Source organism: Actinomadura mexicana (assembly GCF_900188105.1).
GTDB classification, from domain to species: Bacteria; Actinomycetota; Actinomycetes; order Streptosporangiales; family Streptosporangiaceae; genus Spirillospora; species Spirillospora mexicana.
Genome location: NZ_FZNP01000003.1, coordinates 469184 through 486928, shown reverse-complemented (window position 1 = coordinate 486928; position 17745 = coordinate 469184). Strand labels below are relative to the sequence as shown.

The 17745-nt window shown below is 70.1% G+C and carries 12 protein-coding genes; 9 read left to right on the top strand and 3 right to left on the bottom strand.

The genetic code is table 11. The features are described from left to right. Positions 1-411 precede the first annotated feature (411 nt). Complete coding sequence (locus CHC11_RS43390) at positions 412-2343, top strand: glycoside hydrolase family 15 protein (RefSeq protein WP_089311474.1); 1932 nt, start codon at positions 412-414, stop codon at positions 2341-2343. A gap of 746 nt (positions 2344-3089) precedes the next feature. Here CHC11_RS43390 and CHC11_RS10680 read toward each other — a convergent pair. Next, complete coding sequence (locus tag CHC11_RS10680; protein ID WP_143227009.1) at positions 3090-4670, bottom strand: hypothetical protein; 1581 nt, start codon at positions 4668-4670, stop codon at positions 3090-3092. 341 nt (positions 4671-5011) lie between these two features. Here CHC11_RS10680 and CHC11_RS10675 point away from each other — a divergent pair, with 341 nt between their 5' ends. The 7 genes from CHC11_RS10675 to CHC11_RS10645 all read left to right on the top strand — a co-directional run bounded on the left by CHC11_RS10675 (position 5012) and on the right by CHC11_RS10645 (position 14518). Further along, positions 5012-5830, top strand: coding sequence for a trehalose-phosphatase (locus CHC11_RS10675; RefSeq protein WP_089311472.1), 819 nt, complete (start codon positions 5012-5014; stop codon positions 5828-5830). A 212-nt stretch (positions 5831-6042) separates the two neighbouring features. Then, positions 6043-7434, top strand: coding sequence for a CAP domain-containing protein (locus CHC11_RS10670; protein ID WP_089311471.1), 1392 nt, complete (start codon positions 6043-6045; stop codon positions 7432-7434). Between the two features lie 164 nt (positions 7435-7598). Next, the gene (locus CHC11_RS10665; RefSeq protein WP_089311470.1) at positions 7599-8939 is read left to right on the top strand and encodes a hypothetical protein; all 1341 of its coding nucleotides are present in this window, start codon (positions 7599-7601) and stop codon (positions 8937-8939) included. Between the two features lie 199 nt (positions 8940-9138). Continuing rightward, positions 9139-9795, top strand: coding sequence for a hypothetical protein (locus CHC11_RS10660; protein WP_089311469.1), 657 nt, complete (start codon positions 9139-9141; stop codon positions 9793-9795). A 285-nt stretch (positions 9796-10080) separates the two neighbouring features. Further along, positions 10081-11070: an EamA family transporter gene (locus CHC11_RS10655; RefSeq protein ID WP_089311468.1), complete on the top strand. Its 990-nt coding sequence runs from the start codon at positions 10081-10083 to the stop codon at positions 11068-11070. 320 nt (positions 11071-11390) lie between these two features. Beyond that, on the top strand, positions 11391-12767 hold the full coding sequence (locus tag CHC11_RS10650; protein WP_089311467.1) for a hypothetical protein: 1377 nt from the start codon (positions 11391-11393) through the stop codon (positions 12765-12767). Positions 12768-13144: 377 nt separating this feature from the next. Continuing rightward, the gene (locus CHC11_RS10645; RefSeq protein ID WP_143227008.1) at positions 13145-14518 is read left to right on the top strand and encodes a hypothetical protein; all 1374 of its coding nucleotides are present in this window, start codon (positions 13145-13147) and stop codon (positions 14516-14518) included. A 183-nt stretch (positions 14519-14701) separates the two neighbouring features. Here CHC11_RS10645 and CHC11_RS10640 read toward each other — a convergent pair whose 3' ends face one another. Then, positions 14702-15229, bottom strand: coding sequence for a DUF4262 domain-containing protein (locus tag CHC11_RS10640; RefSeq protein ID WP_089311465.1), 528 nt, complete (start codon positions 15227-15229; stop codon positions 14702-14704). A gap of 185 nt (positions 15230-15414) precedes the next feature. Between CHC11_RS10640 and CHC11_RS41220 the strand changes: the two genes are divergently transcribed. After that, positions 15415-16740: a J domain-containing protein gene (locus CHC11_RS41220; RefSeq protein WP_089311464.1), complete on the top strand. Its 1326-nt coding sequence runs from the start codon at positions 15415-15417 to the stop codon at positions 16738-16740. A 12-nt stretch (positions 16741-16752) separates the two neighbouring features. On the opposite strand, the gene CHC11_RS10630 is transcribed toward CHC11_RS41220, so the two are convergent. Beyond that, the gene (locus CHC11_RS10630; protein WP_143227007.1) at positions 16753-17712 is read right to left on the bottom strand and encodes a S16 family serine protease; all 960 of its coding nucleotides are present in this window, start codon (positions 17710-17712) and stop codon (positions 16753-16755) included. Positions 17713-17745: the final 33 nt, after the last annotated feature.

The window sequence follows — 17745 nt, the reverse complement described above, 5'->3', positions numbered from 1 at the left end:
TTCGTGAACCGCCGGCGAGGGCGCACAGAAACGGCGGACGCTTCCGGAGGAACTTTGCGGAGGCTCCCTCCGTTTTCCGTCACGTCCCGTGTCCCTACCACCACGGGCGACGCCGCGAACCCGCATCTCCGGCGGCGCCTGAGAGCGCACCCCCACAGCGGCCGCCGCAGAACTTATTCCACATTGGCTGGCACGATCAGGCGACGTTTTCGAATCGACCCTTGACAGCACGACGGTCCGTCATCTAACAGGCACGCCCGTTCCCGACCGTTCGACCGATCCGGCAGAATTTTCTGATTGCGTTTCGCGGAGGTTTCGGGACGGTTAACAGTGTCCGGCACCCGCCGGACACCGTCTGTGGCTCTAGGGGCCACAAAGATGGATCGCTCAAACAACAGGAGGACAGGGCTCATGAATCAGAGTCCCTCTCAGCGGCGTGGTCCGTGGCGGTCTCCGCCGATCCGCGACCTCGCCGTACTCGCCAACGGTCTGGGCGAGGGTGCTCTCGTCGACCGTAGGTCGAACGTCATCGCGTGGGGCCTCCCGGACGCCAACGACGTCCCGGTGATCACCGCGCTGTACGACCCGTCGTGGAAGACCGGCCTCCGGCTCGCGCTGGAGGACAAGGAGTTCCCGACCAACCGTAGGTACGAGGACCTGTCGCACACCCTGGTGTCGACGTGGGCGACCCAGACCGGAACCGCCCGGGAACAGGCGTTGATGGTCGGATCGCCCGGATCCTCGAACTTCGGCCAGATGGTGCGCCTGCTCACCTGTGAGCGGGGGTCCGTCACGGCCCGTCTGGACCTCAACCTGTGCCACGGGTACCGGGGCGAGCAGCCGCTCGTCTGGATCATCCGGCAGCTCAGGCCGGGGTACACGGTGGCCGAGGCCGAGGTTGGGGGCCGCAAGCTGGTCCTCGCCACCAACATGGCACTCGAGTTCGACGACGGCATGACCTCCCTCACGGGCCGCCTGACCTTGGAGGCGGGGAAGAAGGCCTGGATCTGGCTCGGGTGGCGCGACAACCACGTTCCGATGTCGGACAAGGACATCGAGCACCTCGTCATGGAGTCCGACGACGGCTGGGCCACGTGGGTCCAGACCCTCGACAAGATTCCCGACAACGACACCGCGTCCGACATGACCAGGTGGGCGATCCTGCTCCGGGGCCTCGGCCACCGGGCGGGGACGTTCTTCGCGGCCTTCGGGCGCAGCCTCCCGGAGGATGTCCCGAACTGGCTCCGCCGGGCGATCCGGGTGTGGGACTACCTCTACCACTGGATGCGAGACGGTGGCCTCACCGTCTCCACCCTGGACGACTTGGGGGACCGCGAGGTCCTTCCGGCCGTCCTGGAGTGGTACAGGTCCAACCCGAGCGTCTTCCTGGGCACGAAGATCATGTACGGGCCCAACGGCGAGGACGTGGCTCAGCAGGGCGAGCACATCGTCCCTGAGCTGGGCTACCGGGGTTCCCTCTTCCGCTACGGCAACGGAGCGGGAAACCAGAAGCAGCACGACCGGTGGGTCTACCCGCTGGATCACCTGTGGCGCGGGACCCAGCGCGGCATGCTCGACCGAGGGCTCGAGGACCTCGTGCTCTGTCTGGCCGAGCAGGCCGCACAGGCCAGGTTCAAGCCCTGTTCGGGGGTTTGGGAGGTCCGTCGCCAGGACGGCGAGGCGTTCGTCGTCTACGCGTCGGCCCAGCTGCTGAACGCCCAGGCCCTGATCTTCGCCGCCAAGATCTTCGAGTCTTTGGGCTTGAAGTTCATGGCGCACAAATACAGGGAGATGGCCAACGAGGTCAAGGCCTGGGTCCTGGAGAACTGCGTCCACAATGGCGTCATCGTGGCCGCCCCCGGGCTGAACGTCCTCGATTCGTCGATCCTCCTGGCGTTCATCATGGGCCAGGACGTGTTCAACCTCGACGACCCGAGTGACAGGCAGCTCGTGGAGGCCACGCTACGCGCCATCGACGCGCCCTCTGACGACCCGAGCAACCCCATCCAGGGGCTTCGGGTCGGCCGGGGATACGTCCGGTACCACACGGCGTCCTTCGGCGACGGAATCACTTCGGACGAAGAGGGCACGTTCAACAACGTCACCGGCTGGGTGGCGCAGGTCTTCCTGCGGCTCGGCAAGTTGGAGCGTGCCGACGCCGTCATGGCGGACCTCCTGCTTGGTCAGAACGACCTGGGCATGTGGTCCGAAGAGCTCATGGGAAACCTTCACCTGGGCAACCCGGACCAGGCGTACGTCTACATCACGGCGCTCGCCTACGGCCTCGAGCGTGCGGCCTTCGTCGCTGCGCAGGACGACCGCTTCGAGGGCATGGCCGCCTAGGCCCGCACCGGCCCGCACCGTCAACGGCGGGCCGGCTCGACTGAATCCGTCCGACCGGTCCAGGTCCCACGACCCGGGCCGGTCCCGACCACAACAGAACTGAAGATTCGGCTCACGCCTCCCGGGGCGTGGCCGCTGAAACAGTTGCAAAAAGACCGGCCCGTACCTCTCAAGGTGCGGGCCGGTTCTTTGTGCCCGGCTTGGAATGGCACATCCCGTACCCAAAACAACGGCCGGTCTGGTGAGACCGGCCGTGGAGAAGGTGATGGTCGTCCGGGGTTGCCCCCGGACGACCATCGAGAAGCGGAGGGGAGTGGCGCTCCCTTCCGCTCGATGCACAGGTCGGAGGCGGCCAGCCTCCGACCCTCGCATGAGGTTCCGTGCCGCACTCGGCTCGGACACTTCGGTTCGTCGGAATCGACGGAGGGTTGGCCGACCCTCCATCTCATCCGACTACACCGAAGTGCCCGCCAGGCGGACGCCACGGTTTCGCCAGATGCGAAGGGAGGGTTGGCCGACCCTCACCTCGCACCCGACTACGCCGTGACGTCAGCCGAGGCCGACGCTGCGGTTCACCGAAATGCGGAGGAGGGTTGGCCGGCCCTCGCCCCACATTCGGTTGAACCGCGGCATCTGCCGAGGCCGACACCGTGTTTCGCCGAACGCGAAGGGAGGGTTGGCCGGCCCTCACCTCGCATCCGCCTACACGCGGTGCCGGTTAAGGCCGGATCTCTGGAACTGCTGTCCTACTCGGCGGCGCGGCCGCCGAAGAGGACGTCGCCCGGCTTGGTCACGTGGAACCTGCCGGTCCTGAGGTCGACGCTGAACTTCTCAGCGTCCGGGTACCGCATCTCGGTACCGCCGATGACGACGGTGATGCCGGTGGCCCGGAGGCCGACGAAGGCTCCGACGTCGAACGTCCCCTCGTCGACGAACTCGACCTCGACCGAAAGGTTGCCCTTCCGGTAGGTGAGGCTGCAACCGCCGGGGTAGTGGACGCCCTCCTCGGTGAGCACCGTCCTGCCCCTGGGGGTCAGGATGAGCTTGCCCTCGTCGGGGTCCAGGTTCGCACCCTGGGCGACTGCCCAGGCCGGCGTCTCGTAGGCGGAACCGCCCACGCCCGACTCGACCGGGTGTTCCACGTCGGTGCGCGAGGTCGACTGCTCCTCGCCACGCTGACGCGGCACCCACGGGTTCTTCGGCTCGACGAGCGGAGCCTGCGGCTGCTCGTCGAGGTCGCCGTGCGGAACCGGCGGCTGCTCACAGGCCTCGTCGTCCTCGCGGACGGCGACACCCGGACCAGCCTGCTGGATCTTCCAGCGGTTGTCCTTCGGCAGCTGCGGCGCGATGATCGCCACCGCCGCCACGATGATGAAGAACCCCCACTGGTTGAAGGTGGGCAGGACCGGCTCCTTGCCGGTGAGTGCCAGCGTGACGGGGGCGAGAACGACTCCCACCACAGCGTGCAGGGGAGAGGACAGGGAAGACAGCGCTCCCATGTCCTGCTCGCTCACGCCACGCGACCCCGCCCAGTTCTGCAGGAAGACGGGGATCACCATGACCAGGAGCCCGGCGCACACGGCACCGAAGATCTCCTTGCCGCCCCACTCCCAGGAGACGCCCTGCGAGTGGTCCCACCAGAACGTCCCGATCAGGACGGGCGGAGCCGAGATCAGGTTCGCCCAGGTGAGCCCTTCGTCCGACTTGTCGCCCAGACGGACGACTCGCTTCGGAAGGTTCCACATGTGGCTGGCGGCACACAGCGCCGCGACCAGGCCGAGGAGACTGAGGTTCCCCTGCCCGGTCCCGATCGCAGCGAACACCACAGCGGTGAGGACGGCGAAGCGGAGCAGCCACTGCGGGGCGAACCGCAGGAGGAGTGCTCCGGCCGCGAGTGCCCCGGCCGTGCTGAACGCCGCGTTCACACCGTTGCCCAGCTCCCTGACCGCGACCACGCCCCCGAGGTTGATGAGGGCACTGGTGACGGCCAGCGAGAAGATCGCGTCCCTCTGGCCCCTGGTGAACAGGCTCCAGCGAAGCGATCGCAGGCCCTCCCGCCAGACTTCCGGCGTGGAGACCGCCGCGACGGACAGGTGCATACCGCGCGCCCTCATGCCGTTCTTGAGGACCGTCACGATCGTGACGATGACCGTCCCCACCAGGACGATGGAGAACGATCCCTGGAACGACTTGAGCGCACTGCCGAGCGCGAGCCCCGAGCCCTGGCTGATGACCACCACGATCATCGCGCCGAAGCCCATGAACATCCCGAGTCGGCTCATGACCGCGGTCAGTCCGCCTTGTCCGTCTTGCTTGAGCGGTGACATCAGTCACCTCCTTTTATTGCGTACCACCCGGCCCTAGACCGGAGTGGTTGTTGTCTCGCCTGCCCCTGAGGGGTCGAGGCGAGCCGACTGTTGAGTCGGCACCGTTAACCGTCCCGAAACACGGCGCGACGGCAACCCGGATCTCCCTCACGAACCTGTGCCATGGCGGACGCCGAGCGTCCGGCGCGCGGCCAATCGGCCAGGCCGTCCGGGAGTTGCGCCTCTCGCCTGGTCAGGGACGGTCTCGGGTGAGACCACCCCTGGCCCGGCCAGGAACGGTCTCACTTGGGTGGCGTGCAACACGAGGGCGCCACAAACCAAACCAGAAGGAGCAACAACTCATGCACGCAGATAACCACGTGCTCACCTTCGTGTCGGAGGCGGGCAAGAAGGCCTGGGAGGCCTTCGCGGAGAACCCCGAGCGGGCCGTCGTCATGCTGGACGGGGACGGGACGATGTGGGACGTCGTCAAGTTCCCGACCATGCCGGACGTCGACGGCCGGTACCGCTCGGTGCTCGACAGGCTCGTCGCCCAGACCGGCGCCACGGGCATGCTCACCGGACGGTCGGTCGGGCAGGTCCAGAGCTTCGGTCTCCTCGGTGAGGGGCTGCACGTGCTCGGCCAGTTCGGGTGCGAGTGGTACCACCACGGCCGGCTCACCCAGCCGGTCGATCGCCCGGCCACGCTGTCCGTGGTCGACGCGAAGCTGTCCGAGGTGCTGGTGGCGGCCGGTCTGGCCGACGCGAGCATCGAGGGCGTGAAGTCCCACTTCCGCGCCGTCCACTACGAGGCCGGCACGGATCCCGACACGGTCGCCGCGCTGGTCGCCGGCCTCACGCACCTGGCCGACGAAACCGGCCTGGTGTGCCTGCCCGGTCACAACGTGATCGAGCTCGGCCCGAAGGTCAACAAGAGGGACGCCCTCGCCTGGTTCGTCGCCGCCCTCCCGTTCGAGCCCTCCGTGGTTCTCTACGCGGGCGACAGCGAGCCGGACCTGGCGGCCTTCGACGTCCTCGACGCGCTGAGGGCCAAGGGCGTCCCCACCCTCAAGGTGGGCACGTCCGACAACACCACCGTGAAGGCGCGGTCCGATCTGCTCGTGCACGGCCCCCTGGGCACGCTCACGATGCTGCTGAGGCTGTGCCAGCTCACCTGGTGACAGGCGCGCCGTAGTCGCCGACTGCGGCGCGACCACCCCACCCGTGGCCCCTGGAGCGTTCCAGGGGCCACACTTCGTGTGGACGGCCGAGGGGCCCTTCCCAGTACCGGCGCAGGTGCCCGGTCAACGTTCCCTTGCCGCCGCGAGGCGCCCTCGTACGGTCCTTGACGAGCGCTTGTGGTCGGTCGGCGCGGTGAGGACGGGGGTAGGCGATGCGCGAGCTGGTTTCCGGTGGGAATGTTCCGCTGCCCGGCGGGGCCGTCTCGATCGAGGTGCCGGGGCCGTTCGACCTGTCCGCGCTGATCACCGGTGACGACCGGAAGGTGAGCGGCGACCAGGACTTCGTCTTCTACAACCAGCCGTCCGCTCCGGGCGCCCAGCTGGGAGCCGGGGCCGTCATGGTGGATCCGCCGCGGCTGCGGCCCGGGGCCAGCCGGGTCACCGTGGTCATCAGCGCGGCCGATCCCGGGACGCCGCTGAGCCGCCTGCCCGCCCCCGCCCTGCGCGCCGTCGCGGGCAACGGCGCGGTGGTGGCCCGGTTCAGCCCGCCGCGCCCGGGGACGGAGACCGTCCTGCTGCTCGTGGAGATCTACCGGCGCGGAGACCAGTGGAAGCTGCGCGCGATCGGCCAGGGGTACGCCGACGGCCTGGCCGGGCTCGCCCGCGACTTCGGTGTCGACGTCACCGACGACGGCTCCCAGGCTCCTCCCCCACCGGCCATGCCGCCCCCGCCTCCGGCCATGCCGCCCCCGCCTCCGGTCGCGCCTCCGCCCCCGCCTCCGGCCGTCTCCCGTCCCGCACGGCCACCGGTCTCCGTCCGGCATCTGAAATCCTTCGCCCGCGAGGTCGACTCCCGGCGGGCCCGGAGCGGGCTGCCGCCCGTCACGCTGGACGGCCGGCTCACCGCGGCCGCGCAGGCGCACGCCGCCGTCATGGCCGCCAAGCGCCGGCTCGACGCCGACGGACCGGACGGCACGTCGGTCTTCGACCAGGTCACCCTGCACGGTTACGTGTACCTGACCATCGACGAGCAGTTCGTGTCCGGCCCGCGTTCCCTGGAGGAGTTCACCCAGTACCACCTGGACGGCGGGCAGCCCGTGGACGCCCTGCGCAACGGGGAGTTCCGCGACGTCGGCATCGGCCACGCGGCCGGGAGGGGCCGCGACCGCGACCTCTACTGGACGATCCTGTGGGCGGCGCCGTTCTCCCCCGGCGGCCTGTCGCGCTTCGCCGCCGAGGTCGTCTCGCTCACCAACGCCCACCGCGCCGCCCACGGACTCCGTCCGCTCGCCGACGACGCGACGCTGACCGCGGCCGCCCAGGCGTACAGCGAGGACATGGCCGCCCGCCGCTTCTACTCCCATACTTCCCCCGAGGGGACGCAGCCCTGGGACCGCGCCCGCGCCGCCGGCTCCACCCACCTCGGCATCGGCGAGAACATCGCCTGCGGCCAGCGCTCCCCCGCCGAGGTCGTCCAGGGCTGGATGGACAGCCCCGGACACCGCGCCAACATCCTCAAGCCCGACTTCAGTTACATCGGGGTCGGTTTCCAGGGGGGCGGCACGGCAGGCACCTACTGGACGCAACTCTTCGGCTCCGTGTAAGCGGGTCGCACATCACGTTTCCCTCCCCGTGACGGTCTCACGGCCTGACGGCGTTGCCGGTCGCCACGATCACGGCACGGTCACCCTTGCCCGGTCCTCGGACCGGGCCGTCCGCACGAAGCGTGCGGGCGAGCGACAACAATCGAAAGAAGGAGGGATGACGTATGTCATTCCCGATCAGGCGGCTCCTCGCGGAGTCCCAGGGCCAGCGGGTGCCGGAGGTCCCGCAGGTCCTCAGGCCGGTCGAGATGTCGGCGGGCGAAAGCCTCGCCGGCCTGCGGCGCGAGGTCGGCGGACCGCGCCGGCCGCTGCGGGGCGCCTCGGGTGAGGCGTGCCGCCGGCTGGAGGCCGTCGTGAACGGGCTCGACCTGCGCGGCATGTTCGCCAAGCAGGAGGCCCTCATCGAGACCACCGCCGGTCCGGACGGACTCGCCTACGCGGGGTACCGCAACGGTGAGGAAACGGACCACTGGTGGGTCGGAGGCGACCTGGACCACGCGTTCAGGGGAGCCGCACCCGGGGTCATCACGCTCCTCGTGGGCGCCGGCAACCTGCGCGGCAGGCGCCGTCCGGTCGCGCAGACGGCGGAGTCCCCGGTCGCGCTGGAACTGCTGGCCTCCGAACGGTTCCTGATGTCGATGAACGAGCCCATCTCGTCCGTCGGCTTCGGGCCCCAGGGCCACCTTCTCGGGATGCGGGAGTCGCTCTGGCTCCTCGCCGGCAGTGTGGCGAAGCTGGTTCGCGCCCTGCCCGTCAACGGGCCCGCGGTGCGAATCCTGTTCCGTTTTCCCGCCGAGGAGCACTGGCTTCCGCTGCTCCCCGCGCTGCACGAGAACCTCGCCTCGCCCGAACTGTGCACCAACTGGTTCGCGCGGACGAGGCGAAACCGCGGTCTCTTCGAGAAAGCGTTCACCGCAATCCTCGACGAGATGCTGGGCGAGGACCGGCACCGCGTGCAGGTGGTCGCCCACGACGCGCTTCACCACGTCGGGAACCGGCTCGAAGCAGCCGTCGCCCGGGGTGAGAAGCCGATGGTGTCCGACCTCCACAGCGAGCTGCGTGAAACGGACGAGCTCTGGAAGTTCGTCCTGTACTCGCACGTCCAGGAGGCAGTCCGCCGCGAACTCGTCGCCGAGCGGCGGTTCGCACTGGAGGAACCTCTCCGTCTGGACGGCCTCGCCGGGCTCGTCAACGCGGCCGACGTCGTCGACCTGCTGAAGTACGGCAGCGACGGCCTGGCCATCGTGGTCGACGAGGCGAACGCCGCACGGCGCCTGCTCGGCGTGGCCGAGCGCATCGCGCGGCGCCACCCGGACGGAGCGGCCCGGATGGCGGCCATCGGACCGCTGAGCAAGGTCCTCGGCGGAGCGCCGGGGCCGCACGGCCCCTTCGCCCCGTTCCAGGGGGACATCGCCCACATGGTCGTCCTCGACCCCGACGAGCCCTCCAGGGGCGAGCTGGTGCCGACCGGCGACCTGTTCCGCCAGCTCTACTCCGTGCGATGACCGCGCGGGGGTGAGCCGACCAGAGTGCCCCGGCGCGGGCGGCTTCCGAGCCGTCCCCGCCGGGGCACTTTCCGTGCGGCCGAGCGGGTCGCCCTCCACGGCACCGCGGTTGCCGTTCCTCGTCCGCTTCGCACGGTCGTCACTGCCTGCCGAGTCCTCAGGACCGGCAGATTCCGCCTCAACCGAAAGGGAGACGAACGTGTCCGCAGACCGCATCACGAGGATTCCCTACGTCCGAGTCCTCCTCACCGCACTCGCGTGGCTCATCGTCCTCGCGACCGTGTCCGGCGCCTCGTCGGCGCTGGGCGAGGGAAGTCCGAACCACGCCACGGGCCTGATCACGGCGGCGACCAACATCACCGCCCTGCTCTTCCTGGTGGCCCTGCGCCGCCCCCGGCTCCGCAAGATCGCGGGCGTCCGGCGGGCGGGCGAAACCGAGATCATCGGGAGCTGGAGGATGTACCAGAAGGAGATCCTCCGCATCGCGATCCTCCCCACGCTCGGCACCCTGGCGATGCTGTGGGCGTCGGACCCGAGCCTGCGCCTGATCGGCGGGGTCGGCCACGCGCTGGGCGTCCTGATCCTCGCCGGAACGTCCGTGGTCTTCTACGTCCTGACCGCGAGGACGATCCGGTCGATGAAGGGCGAGGCGAGGAGCGGTGCCCCCCACCACCCCGTGCTGGGCGTGGTCCTCGGGAGCCTGCTCACCGTCGCGCTCAGCCTGCTGGCCCTGGGATCCATGGCCCTGGCCGGGTCCCTGACCTGGCAGGTCGTCATCGCCTGCGCCATCGCGGGGGTCGCCACGTTCGCCGCCGCGCTGACCACCCTCTGGGCGGTCTCCACGGCGAAGAACTGACCGAACGCGCTGCGAGGCGCACCCAACGAACCCGGGCGGGGAGGAGCAATCCTCCCCGCCGTCTTCGTTCTTCCGGCCCTCGGCCGGAGTTGCCGCTGATGACCGGCACAACACAGTCTTCATTGCGTGGCTCAGCCACGCCGTTCCGAAAAGGCTCGGGACGTGTCACCGGTTCTCACGACCGGGTGCGCGTCCCGACCTTCCAGGTCAGGACGCGCATCGGGTTCACGGAACCACGAACGCGCCCCGGCTCGGTCCGGGACGCACACAAAGGAGAGATGGCCCATGGCCAGTATCACCGCCCGCCTCGGCAGGATGCCGGGAGCCGGGCTTCTGATCGGCTTGATCGTGTTCTACAGCCTCATCGGCGGGGACGCGGTCAACGGCCTCGTCATCGACGAGGCGTCGCCGCTGGTGGCCGCCGTCATGGCGGGCGTCTTCGGCACCATCCCCCTGGTCCTCCTTGCGGACCGCGCCGCGCTCCTTCGCCGGGGCAGGCGGCGGCTGCTGTGGGACCTCGACGCGGGGACGCTGATCAACCGCATGGCGGTCAGCAACACCTTCGTCATCCCTCTCACGCTGCTGTCCCTGCAGCGGCTGGAGGCGCTGGGAACGGTCATCGCGCTTCTGTGGGTCGGTCCGCTGACGGTGGCGATCAAGAAGATGGTGACCGGCAGTCCCCGCAGGCTTTCGAGTCTGCTGTGGCTGCCCCTGGCGACGCCCGGGATGTTGCTCCTGACCCGGCCCTGGGAAGGCAACGCCGACCTCCTGGGTGTGCTGCTCGCGCTCGGCGGCGCGGCGTGCTACGGCAACTTCCTCCTCACGTATGACCGTCTGGGGGAGGCGCTCGGCGACCGCGTCAACGTGGCGATCGCCGAGTCCATGCTGCGGTCGACGGCCGCGCTGGCCGCGCTGTCGGCGATCGTGATCACCACGTTCGCCGCCTTCGGCCAGACGGTTCCGGGCATCACTCCCGGCCCCGACTGGCTGAGCTGGCGGGTGGTCGGCTTCACCCTCCTGTCCGGTCTGCTGACGGGGTTCGTCGCCCAGGTCGGGCAGAACCTGATCTTCGGGCAGCGCCTCATGAAGGCCGCCACGTTCTCGGTTCTGACCGCGGTCGAGCCGGTGGTGGCCCTCAGCCTGGGCTGGTGGGTCCTCGGACACCAGCCGACCGGTCTGGACGTGATCGGCAGCCTCCTCGTCACCGCGGCGGGGGCCGGCTGCTTCTACCAGCTCGAGGTCCGCGCCAAGGCGCGGCCCGGGCTGGCCACCTGATCCCGGCGGCGCACAGCCGCCGACGATCGCGGTGGGGAGGGCGACCTCCCCACCGGACGTGGCCGGCGGCCGTCTGACGGCCGCCGGTTCACCCTGAGGCGGGAACGGAGCACTGCTCCGTTCCCGCCTCTTTCCGTCTGGCCCCGCCCGCCAATCTTTTTGTTACATCGGTTACACGGGCGTCATTTCGATTTCCGCTTGCCGATCCGCGCTCGATCGGCACAGTCAACTATGCGTGGCTCACCCACGTGAGTGGCTTCCGAGCCGCGCCGTCCGGACCAGGTCCGGGCGACAGAACAACCAAAAGAGGAGGGTTGCTCATGGCAACCGAAACTCCGGATTCCGGCGGTCTCACCCGCTGGACGACCGAGTGGGACCCGGAAGGGCCCTACTCATCCCGCATCACCCCTGTCCTCCTCGGACAGGCGCCCGTCCGGATCACGCCGGACTGGCTGTGGGCCCCCAAGCCGATCACGGGTTCGTTCGAGGACCTGGAGCTCGGCAAGGGCAAGACCACGAACAAGGCGCGCCGAAAGGTCGGCGACCTGGTGAGGGGTCTCCGACTGTCGGCGGATCCGGACACCGTCGTGGACGAGAGCGTCATCTACGAGCTCCGGCTCGCATCGGACGGCTCTCGGTACGTGCAGGGCGCCTACGCCGGCTTCAAGCTCGGCAGGGCATTCGAGCACGTGCTCATCTCTGGCGAACCGGGCAAGGTTCTGGCCGACAGGCCGGAGACCGTGTCCATCGTCCTGGGTGTCTGCAACGGTTCGAGCTGGGCCACGATCTCGACCAACCCCGAGGGCCGGCGAAGTGCGTTCCAGTTCGGCTCGCACGGCGCGACCGAAGAAGTGGCCGAGTTCATCACCTCGGTCGGCTTCAACCCGCAGCTCTCCTTCTACGAGGAGAACCTCGCGCACCTGTCGGCGATGTTCGCCGGGAACGTGATGGTCCACTCCCCGGAGAGTGTCCGGTACTCGGTCGTGGTCGACGTGCCGTGGCGGGGCTACTGGCTGTACATGTTCCCGGCGTTGCAGCAGGAGCAGACCTCCGCCCGCGCCTACAACCGGTGGCGCGGTGAGGTCACCCGGCGATCCCGTCTGCTGTCCGACCGCACCGTGGACCTCCTTCGGGAAGCCCTCGGCGCACGGTCAGCCCAGACGGAGATCATCTACCAGGACGAACTCGCACCGCTCGACGGGATCCTGGCGGACATGGGTCCGGGACGTGCCCCGGACCTCCAGGTCCTCGTGGACACGATGCGGAACTCGGGTGACGTGCTCTGGAACCTGCTCCTGGATCCGGAACTCCGGTGCCAGGTGAAGGTCAAGGGCAGGTTCCTCGATCCGGTGGTCCGCACGGTCCAGGAGCTGTGCGGAACGTCCTACGTGGTGGCGGTGCTCCGGCGGATGCTCGCCGGAACCGTCATGTCGGTCAACGACTACGTGGAAACGACCATCGAGCAGTACGTGCAGGCGTGGACCGAGGTCCTCGTCAAGCACGGACTCGCGTTCCGCGGCACGTCGTTCGCCGTCTACCCCTTCTCGCATTTCGTTCCACTGGAGGAGGGGGCCGCCATGTACCACCGGGACCCGGGGCGCATCGTGACGGTCAACGACCGGAACGGCATCTCGGGCTTCGACCACGGAGAGTGGGTCGACCCGGTCGACCTGCTCCCGAGGAGCTACCAGAGGTAGCCGCCTAGCGGCCACCGAAGGGAGAGCCTGGGGAACGGGCAAGGTTCTTCAGGCATCTGTCCCCTCCAGCAGGAGGGGACAGTGACACCGGTGCCCCGGTGGGACGGCTCACGCCGTCCCACCGGGGCATCTCTCTGTCTCTGCCCAGCGGAACAGGTCTGGCCGGGCCAAAGATCATTTCGTGATCGAGCCTCGAATGCGGCATCGGTGAGCTACGGCGCCATTCGCGGAAACCCCGCAGGGGGTCGGCATCTCGGGTTGCCACAACGCTCGAACCTCGTACGGTCAATTCTGCGTGGCTCAGCCGCGCGAGCGGTTCCCGAAGCCGCGTCGTCCCGGATCAACCGGGACGAGGACAAACGAAAAGGAGTGATCGCGTGTTGCGCGAGAACCGAAAACTGGGGTGGCGGACGCTGTCGCGTCCGGGTGCCCTTCCCCTCGTCTCCCCCGTGGAGATGCCGGCGGAGCAGCCGCAGTTCGAGTTCGCTCCCGGGCGGGTGTACGTGACGGGTCTGCAGGACCTGCCGCGAAAGCCGTACGGGAAGCCGGCGCGCTCGATGCAGGCCAAGGCCGACCGCTGGCTGTCCTGGATGGGGGCGCAGGCCCTCGCCGGGGACGCCGCCATCTGCCACCACCTGGGAAACGAGGTCCGGGTCTTCACCGAGATCTCCCAGCGTGGTCGTGTCGGGTACTGGGCTCTCGCCGGTGAACTGCCCAAACGGGTGGTCAGCACCGACAAGCGCGCCGAACCCGAGACCATCCCGCTGTCCGAGATCGACAAGGTCGTGATCAAGACCGGGCCGTGCCTGGTCAGTGGGCCGGGGTTCACCCTGCACACCGCCGACGGGCCGTTCGACATGGTCCTCAGCAAGGCCACGACCGACGAGTTGGCCTCCGGCGTCCACGACTTCGCGTGGACGAAGGGCCCGACGCTGTACGAGATCGAGAGCACCGCACGCCAGGCCAGCGCGATCGGCCTGATCGTTCTCGCCCTCCTGTCCGCCAACCCCGGGCTGGAGATCGAGATCGTGCTCAACATCCCGAACACCGGGTACGACCTGTACTTCCTGCCCGGAGCGCGGGAGGGGCACATCCCGAACGGGCTGTACCTCGACCTGATCTCCCTGTGGGACGGTCGGACCAGCATCGTCGAGGGTCTCTTCCGCGAGAACCTCGTCAACGTGCTCCGCGGTGAGATCACCCCGGAGCAGCGGGCCCGCCTCAAGGTCCTGCCGTACGAGGAGGACCTCGACATCGTCCGGGACCTGCTCCGCGAGGAGCTGGAGACCGGGGGTCGCGCTCCGGCGCTGGAGACGCTGTTCGACCAGCAGATCCGGCACGGGGACGAGACCTGGAAGGCGATGGGGAGCACCGGTCGCCCGGTGGACGTGCACTCCGGCGCGAGCTGGGGTTACGTGCACGCCGTCCTCAAGCACTCGATGTCCAAGGACCCCTCCCGTGAGCGGGTCCTGCTGATCGGCGTCGAGAACGCCAGCGAGGGGCGGATCAAGGCCGAGGCCGACAAGATGGCCAAGGCCATCGTCGGCGGCGGCTCGGAGCTGAGTGCGGCCCACCCGGGGCTGACCTTCGACAACGTGACGATCCACCCGTACGAGGGGATCCACGCGGAGACGGAGGGCGATCCCGGATCGGGCGCGAGGCTCACCGCGCTGTACTACAACGACCCCGGCCTGCACGGGGTCCTGCCCGACGGGCGGCAGATCAGCATCCCGGATCTGCTGGCCGAGTGACACCCGGTGACCGTGCGCAAGTGACGGTCGGCGGGTAAGCACACCGGTGCCCCGGTGGGGCGGCTCACGCCGTCCCCACCGGGGCACCTCTCTGTTCCGGCCGGCGATCGGCCCTCCACAGAAAAAGCACCCCACGTCGTCGACGTGAGGCGCCTTCTGTTCGGCGTCCGGTGCCCTGCCGGTCTACGGCAGGGCCGTCCAGACGCATTTCGGATGATCCGCCAGCGGAATGGCCAGATCGGGCTGGCGTTCGACGAGTTCCTCGTCGAACCCCGGGTCGCCGTAAAAGCCCTCGCTGCCTTCGGCCCACATGAGCTGGCGGTACTCGGGCAGCCGGCCGCCGTAGAACGCACGGGCGGTGCGCAGCAGCGGCGAGCCGTGCCAGCTCCCGTGGACCCTGACGGTCTTCACCTTCAGGGACGTCAGCTCGGTGTCGACCTCCCCCAGTCTCGGGAGGCCGTGCTCCATCGCCATCACGGCCCTCCAGAGGATGTGACGGCGCTCCGCGCGAGGCCGACCGCAGATCACGAATTCCGGGGATCCGAAGGTGTGCCATTGGCCCACGGTGCAGGACCATGCCTGCCGGTCGTCCCCGATCCTCGTCCAGCGGCCATTGAGCACCCGCGTGGCGAGGTCGTCGACTTCCGGATCGCCCGTCCGTTTCTCTCGGTGTATCAGACAGGCGCATGATGTCCGAACAGGATCGGTCATCGGTACCGCCCCCTTTCTTGTTTGTAGTGACTCGATGAGAACCGTCCGGGCGGCGGCGCCCCCGACCACGCGAGCCCGTGTGCGGGACGGAATCGGCCGGACGGCGCACAAGGAGGCGGGAGGCGACCAGCCGCGGGGCGGGAATCACGGACGGTCGCATGGAGGACCGATGACGAGTGGGAGCCATGAGAAGCGATCAGCCGGACTACTACGAGCTCCTCGGCGTGGAGCGGACCGCGGAACCGGAGGAGATCACCCGCGCGTACCGCCGGGCGATGCGCGCGGTGCACCCCGACGCCAGCGGCACCTCCGGGCTGTTCCGGCTGGTCAAGACGGCGTACGACACGTTGAAGGACCCGGCGTCCCGGGCCGCGTACGACGCCCGCAGCCGGACGGTCCCGCCCGAGCCGCCCCGCTCCCGCCCGGAGCCCGAACCGGCTCCTGATCCCGGGCCGCGACCGCAGCCGGAGAGCGGGAGGAAGGAGGGCGCGGGAGCCGGCCGCCCCTCCGGCGCGCCGCCGCGCGGCCCCTCCTTCACGAAACCGCAGGCGGCCGCACCCGTGTCCGCCCCGCGCGTCCGCCCCCGGTTCGGCTCCCACTGGATCCGCGTGGCGGCCGTCGCCGTCTGGACGGTGGTGTTCCTGGCCGCGGTGTACGTGCTGTGGCCCGCCGGGCTCCCGGTCGGGTTCCTCCTCCTGCTGGCCCTTCCGCTGGTCGCGGTGCCGCTCGTCGCCCTGGAGCCCACGCTGCGGTCCCTGTCCTGGCTCTGGGCCCTGTGCGTGCTGATGTTCGCCGGGGGCGCCGTGCTCGCCGCCGCCGAGGCCGACGGCGGCGCCTTCTGGACGCTCTGCGCCGCGCTGGCGGGGCTCGCCGCGGGGGGCGCGGGACTGGCCGCGTCACCGCACCTCGTCCGGAAGGGCCGGGAACTGGACCGGCTGATAGCGCCCGACTCGCTCGACTACCAGATCTTCAACGTGCCCGGGGCGGGGCTCGACGGCGACCTCGCGCGCCAGGTGGTCGCGCGGGAGAGCGCGGCCGAGATGGAGAGGCTCGCGCGGCTCGACGGGGTCCGGATCGTGCACGCGCTCGCGCCGCCGCAGCCGCCAGGGCAGGGCCCGCACTATGTCGAGCACGTCGTGCTGCGGGGCGACCGGCTCGCCGTCGTCATGGCCCGCCGCTGGCCGGCCGGGACCTACGCCTGGACGGGCAAGGGCGCGATCACGACCGTCGGACGCCCGTTCCCCGGCGGCGACACCGGCATCGGCGCCGCGGTCAAGGAGATCCGCAAGGTGGTGCCGCGCGGCGTGCGGGTCCGCGGGTTCGTCGCCGTCCTTCCGGACGATCCCGTGCGGTCGCCCCGCGCGAGGTTCCCCGAGCCCGAGTACGGCGACCTGCTCGCCGGCGACCTGGAACAGGTCCGCGAGCGGATCGCGGCCTGGCTCGGGGAGGGCGACCCGGTCGTGGACCGCCGCGTGCTCGCCGCGCTGCTTCCCCACCTCCGCCGCCCCTGAGCGGGCCGGGCGTCAGCAGAGCGGAGCGCGGCCTCCGTCGGCGCAGAGCCGGTCGACGGCCTCCGACACCGTGCCGACCGGCACGATCCGCAGGCCGGTGCCCTCGGCCGCCGTGACCGCGGCGGACCGCTGCCAGACCGGCACGAAGAACACGTCCATGCGCGCCTTCACCGCCGCGCGCACCTTCTCGGGCACGTCGCCGACGGCCGTCACCTTCCCGCCGAGTCCGATCCCGCCGGTTCCGGCGACGCGGTGCCCGCCGGTCAGGTCGCCCGGGGTGAGCGCGTCGAGGCGGGCCAGCGTCAGGATCAGTCCGGCCGACGGCCCCTCGACGGGTCCGAGCGGGTAGGCGGTGAGCGAGACGGTGGGGCCGGCCTCGATCCCGGCGAGCCGGCCGACGGGCATCCGCCGGACCTCGGCGCTCCCCCACGCGTCGGCGGACGTGTGCGGGACGACGAGCACGTGCACGGTCGCGCGCCCGGCGGACGCCGTCTCCAGGTCCGACGGTGCGCGCAGCGGGGCCAGGCGGTCGGCCGTGCCCGCCGCGAGGAGGACGTCGCCCGGGTGCAGGCCGCTGTCGTGGGCCGGTCCGCCGACCGCGCCGACCTGCAGGCCGGCGGCGCTCACCGGCGCCCGCCCGGCGGCGAGCTGGGCGGCGACCAGCGCGGCGTGCGTCTGCGCGGTGCTCATCGCGTCGCCGCCCGGCGTCGGACCGGCACCGCCGTGCCCGCCCCCGCCGTGCCCGCCCCCGGCGTCCCGGATCACGCGTTCCCCGGTGAGCTCGGCCTTCCCCCACTGGAACCAGTTGCTGCGCTGGACGCGGGCCGTCATGACCGACCAGGACCCGCCCTCCGGGCGGCCGACCTGGATCGCCGGCCCGGGACCGACGCGGTTGTACGGTGAGCCGCTCGACCCGAAGACGGTCAGGACGACGACGGCCGCGACCACGCCGTAGAGCACGCGGCGCCCCACCGGCACCCCACCCTGCTCACTGCCCCTCCGGAT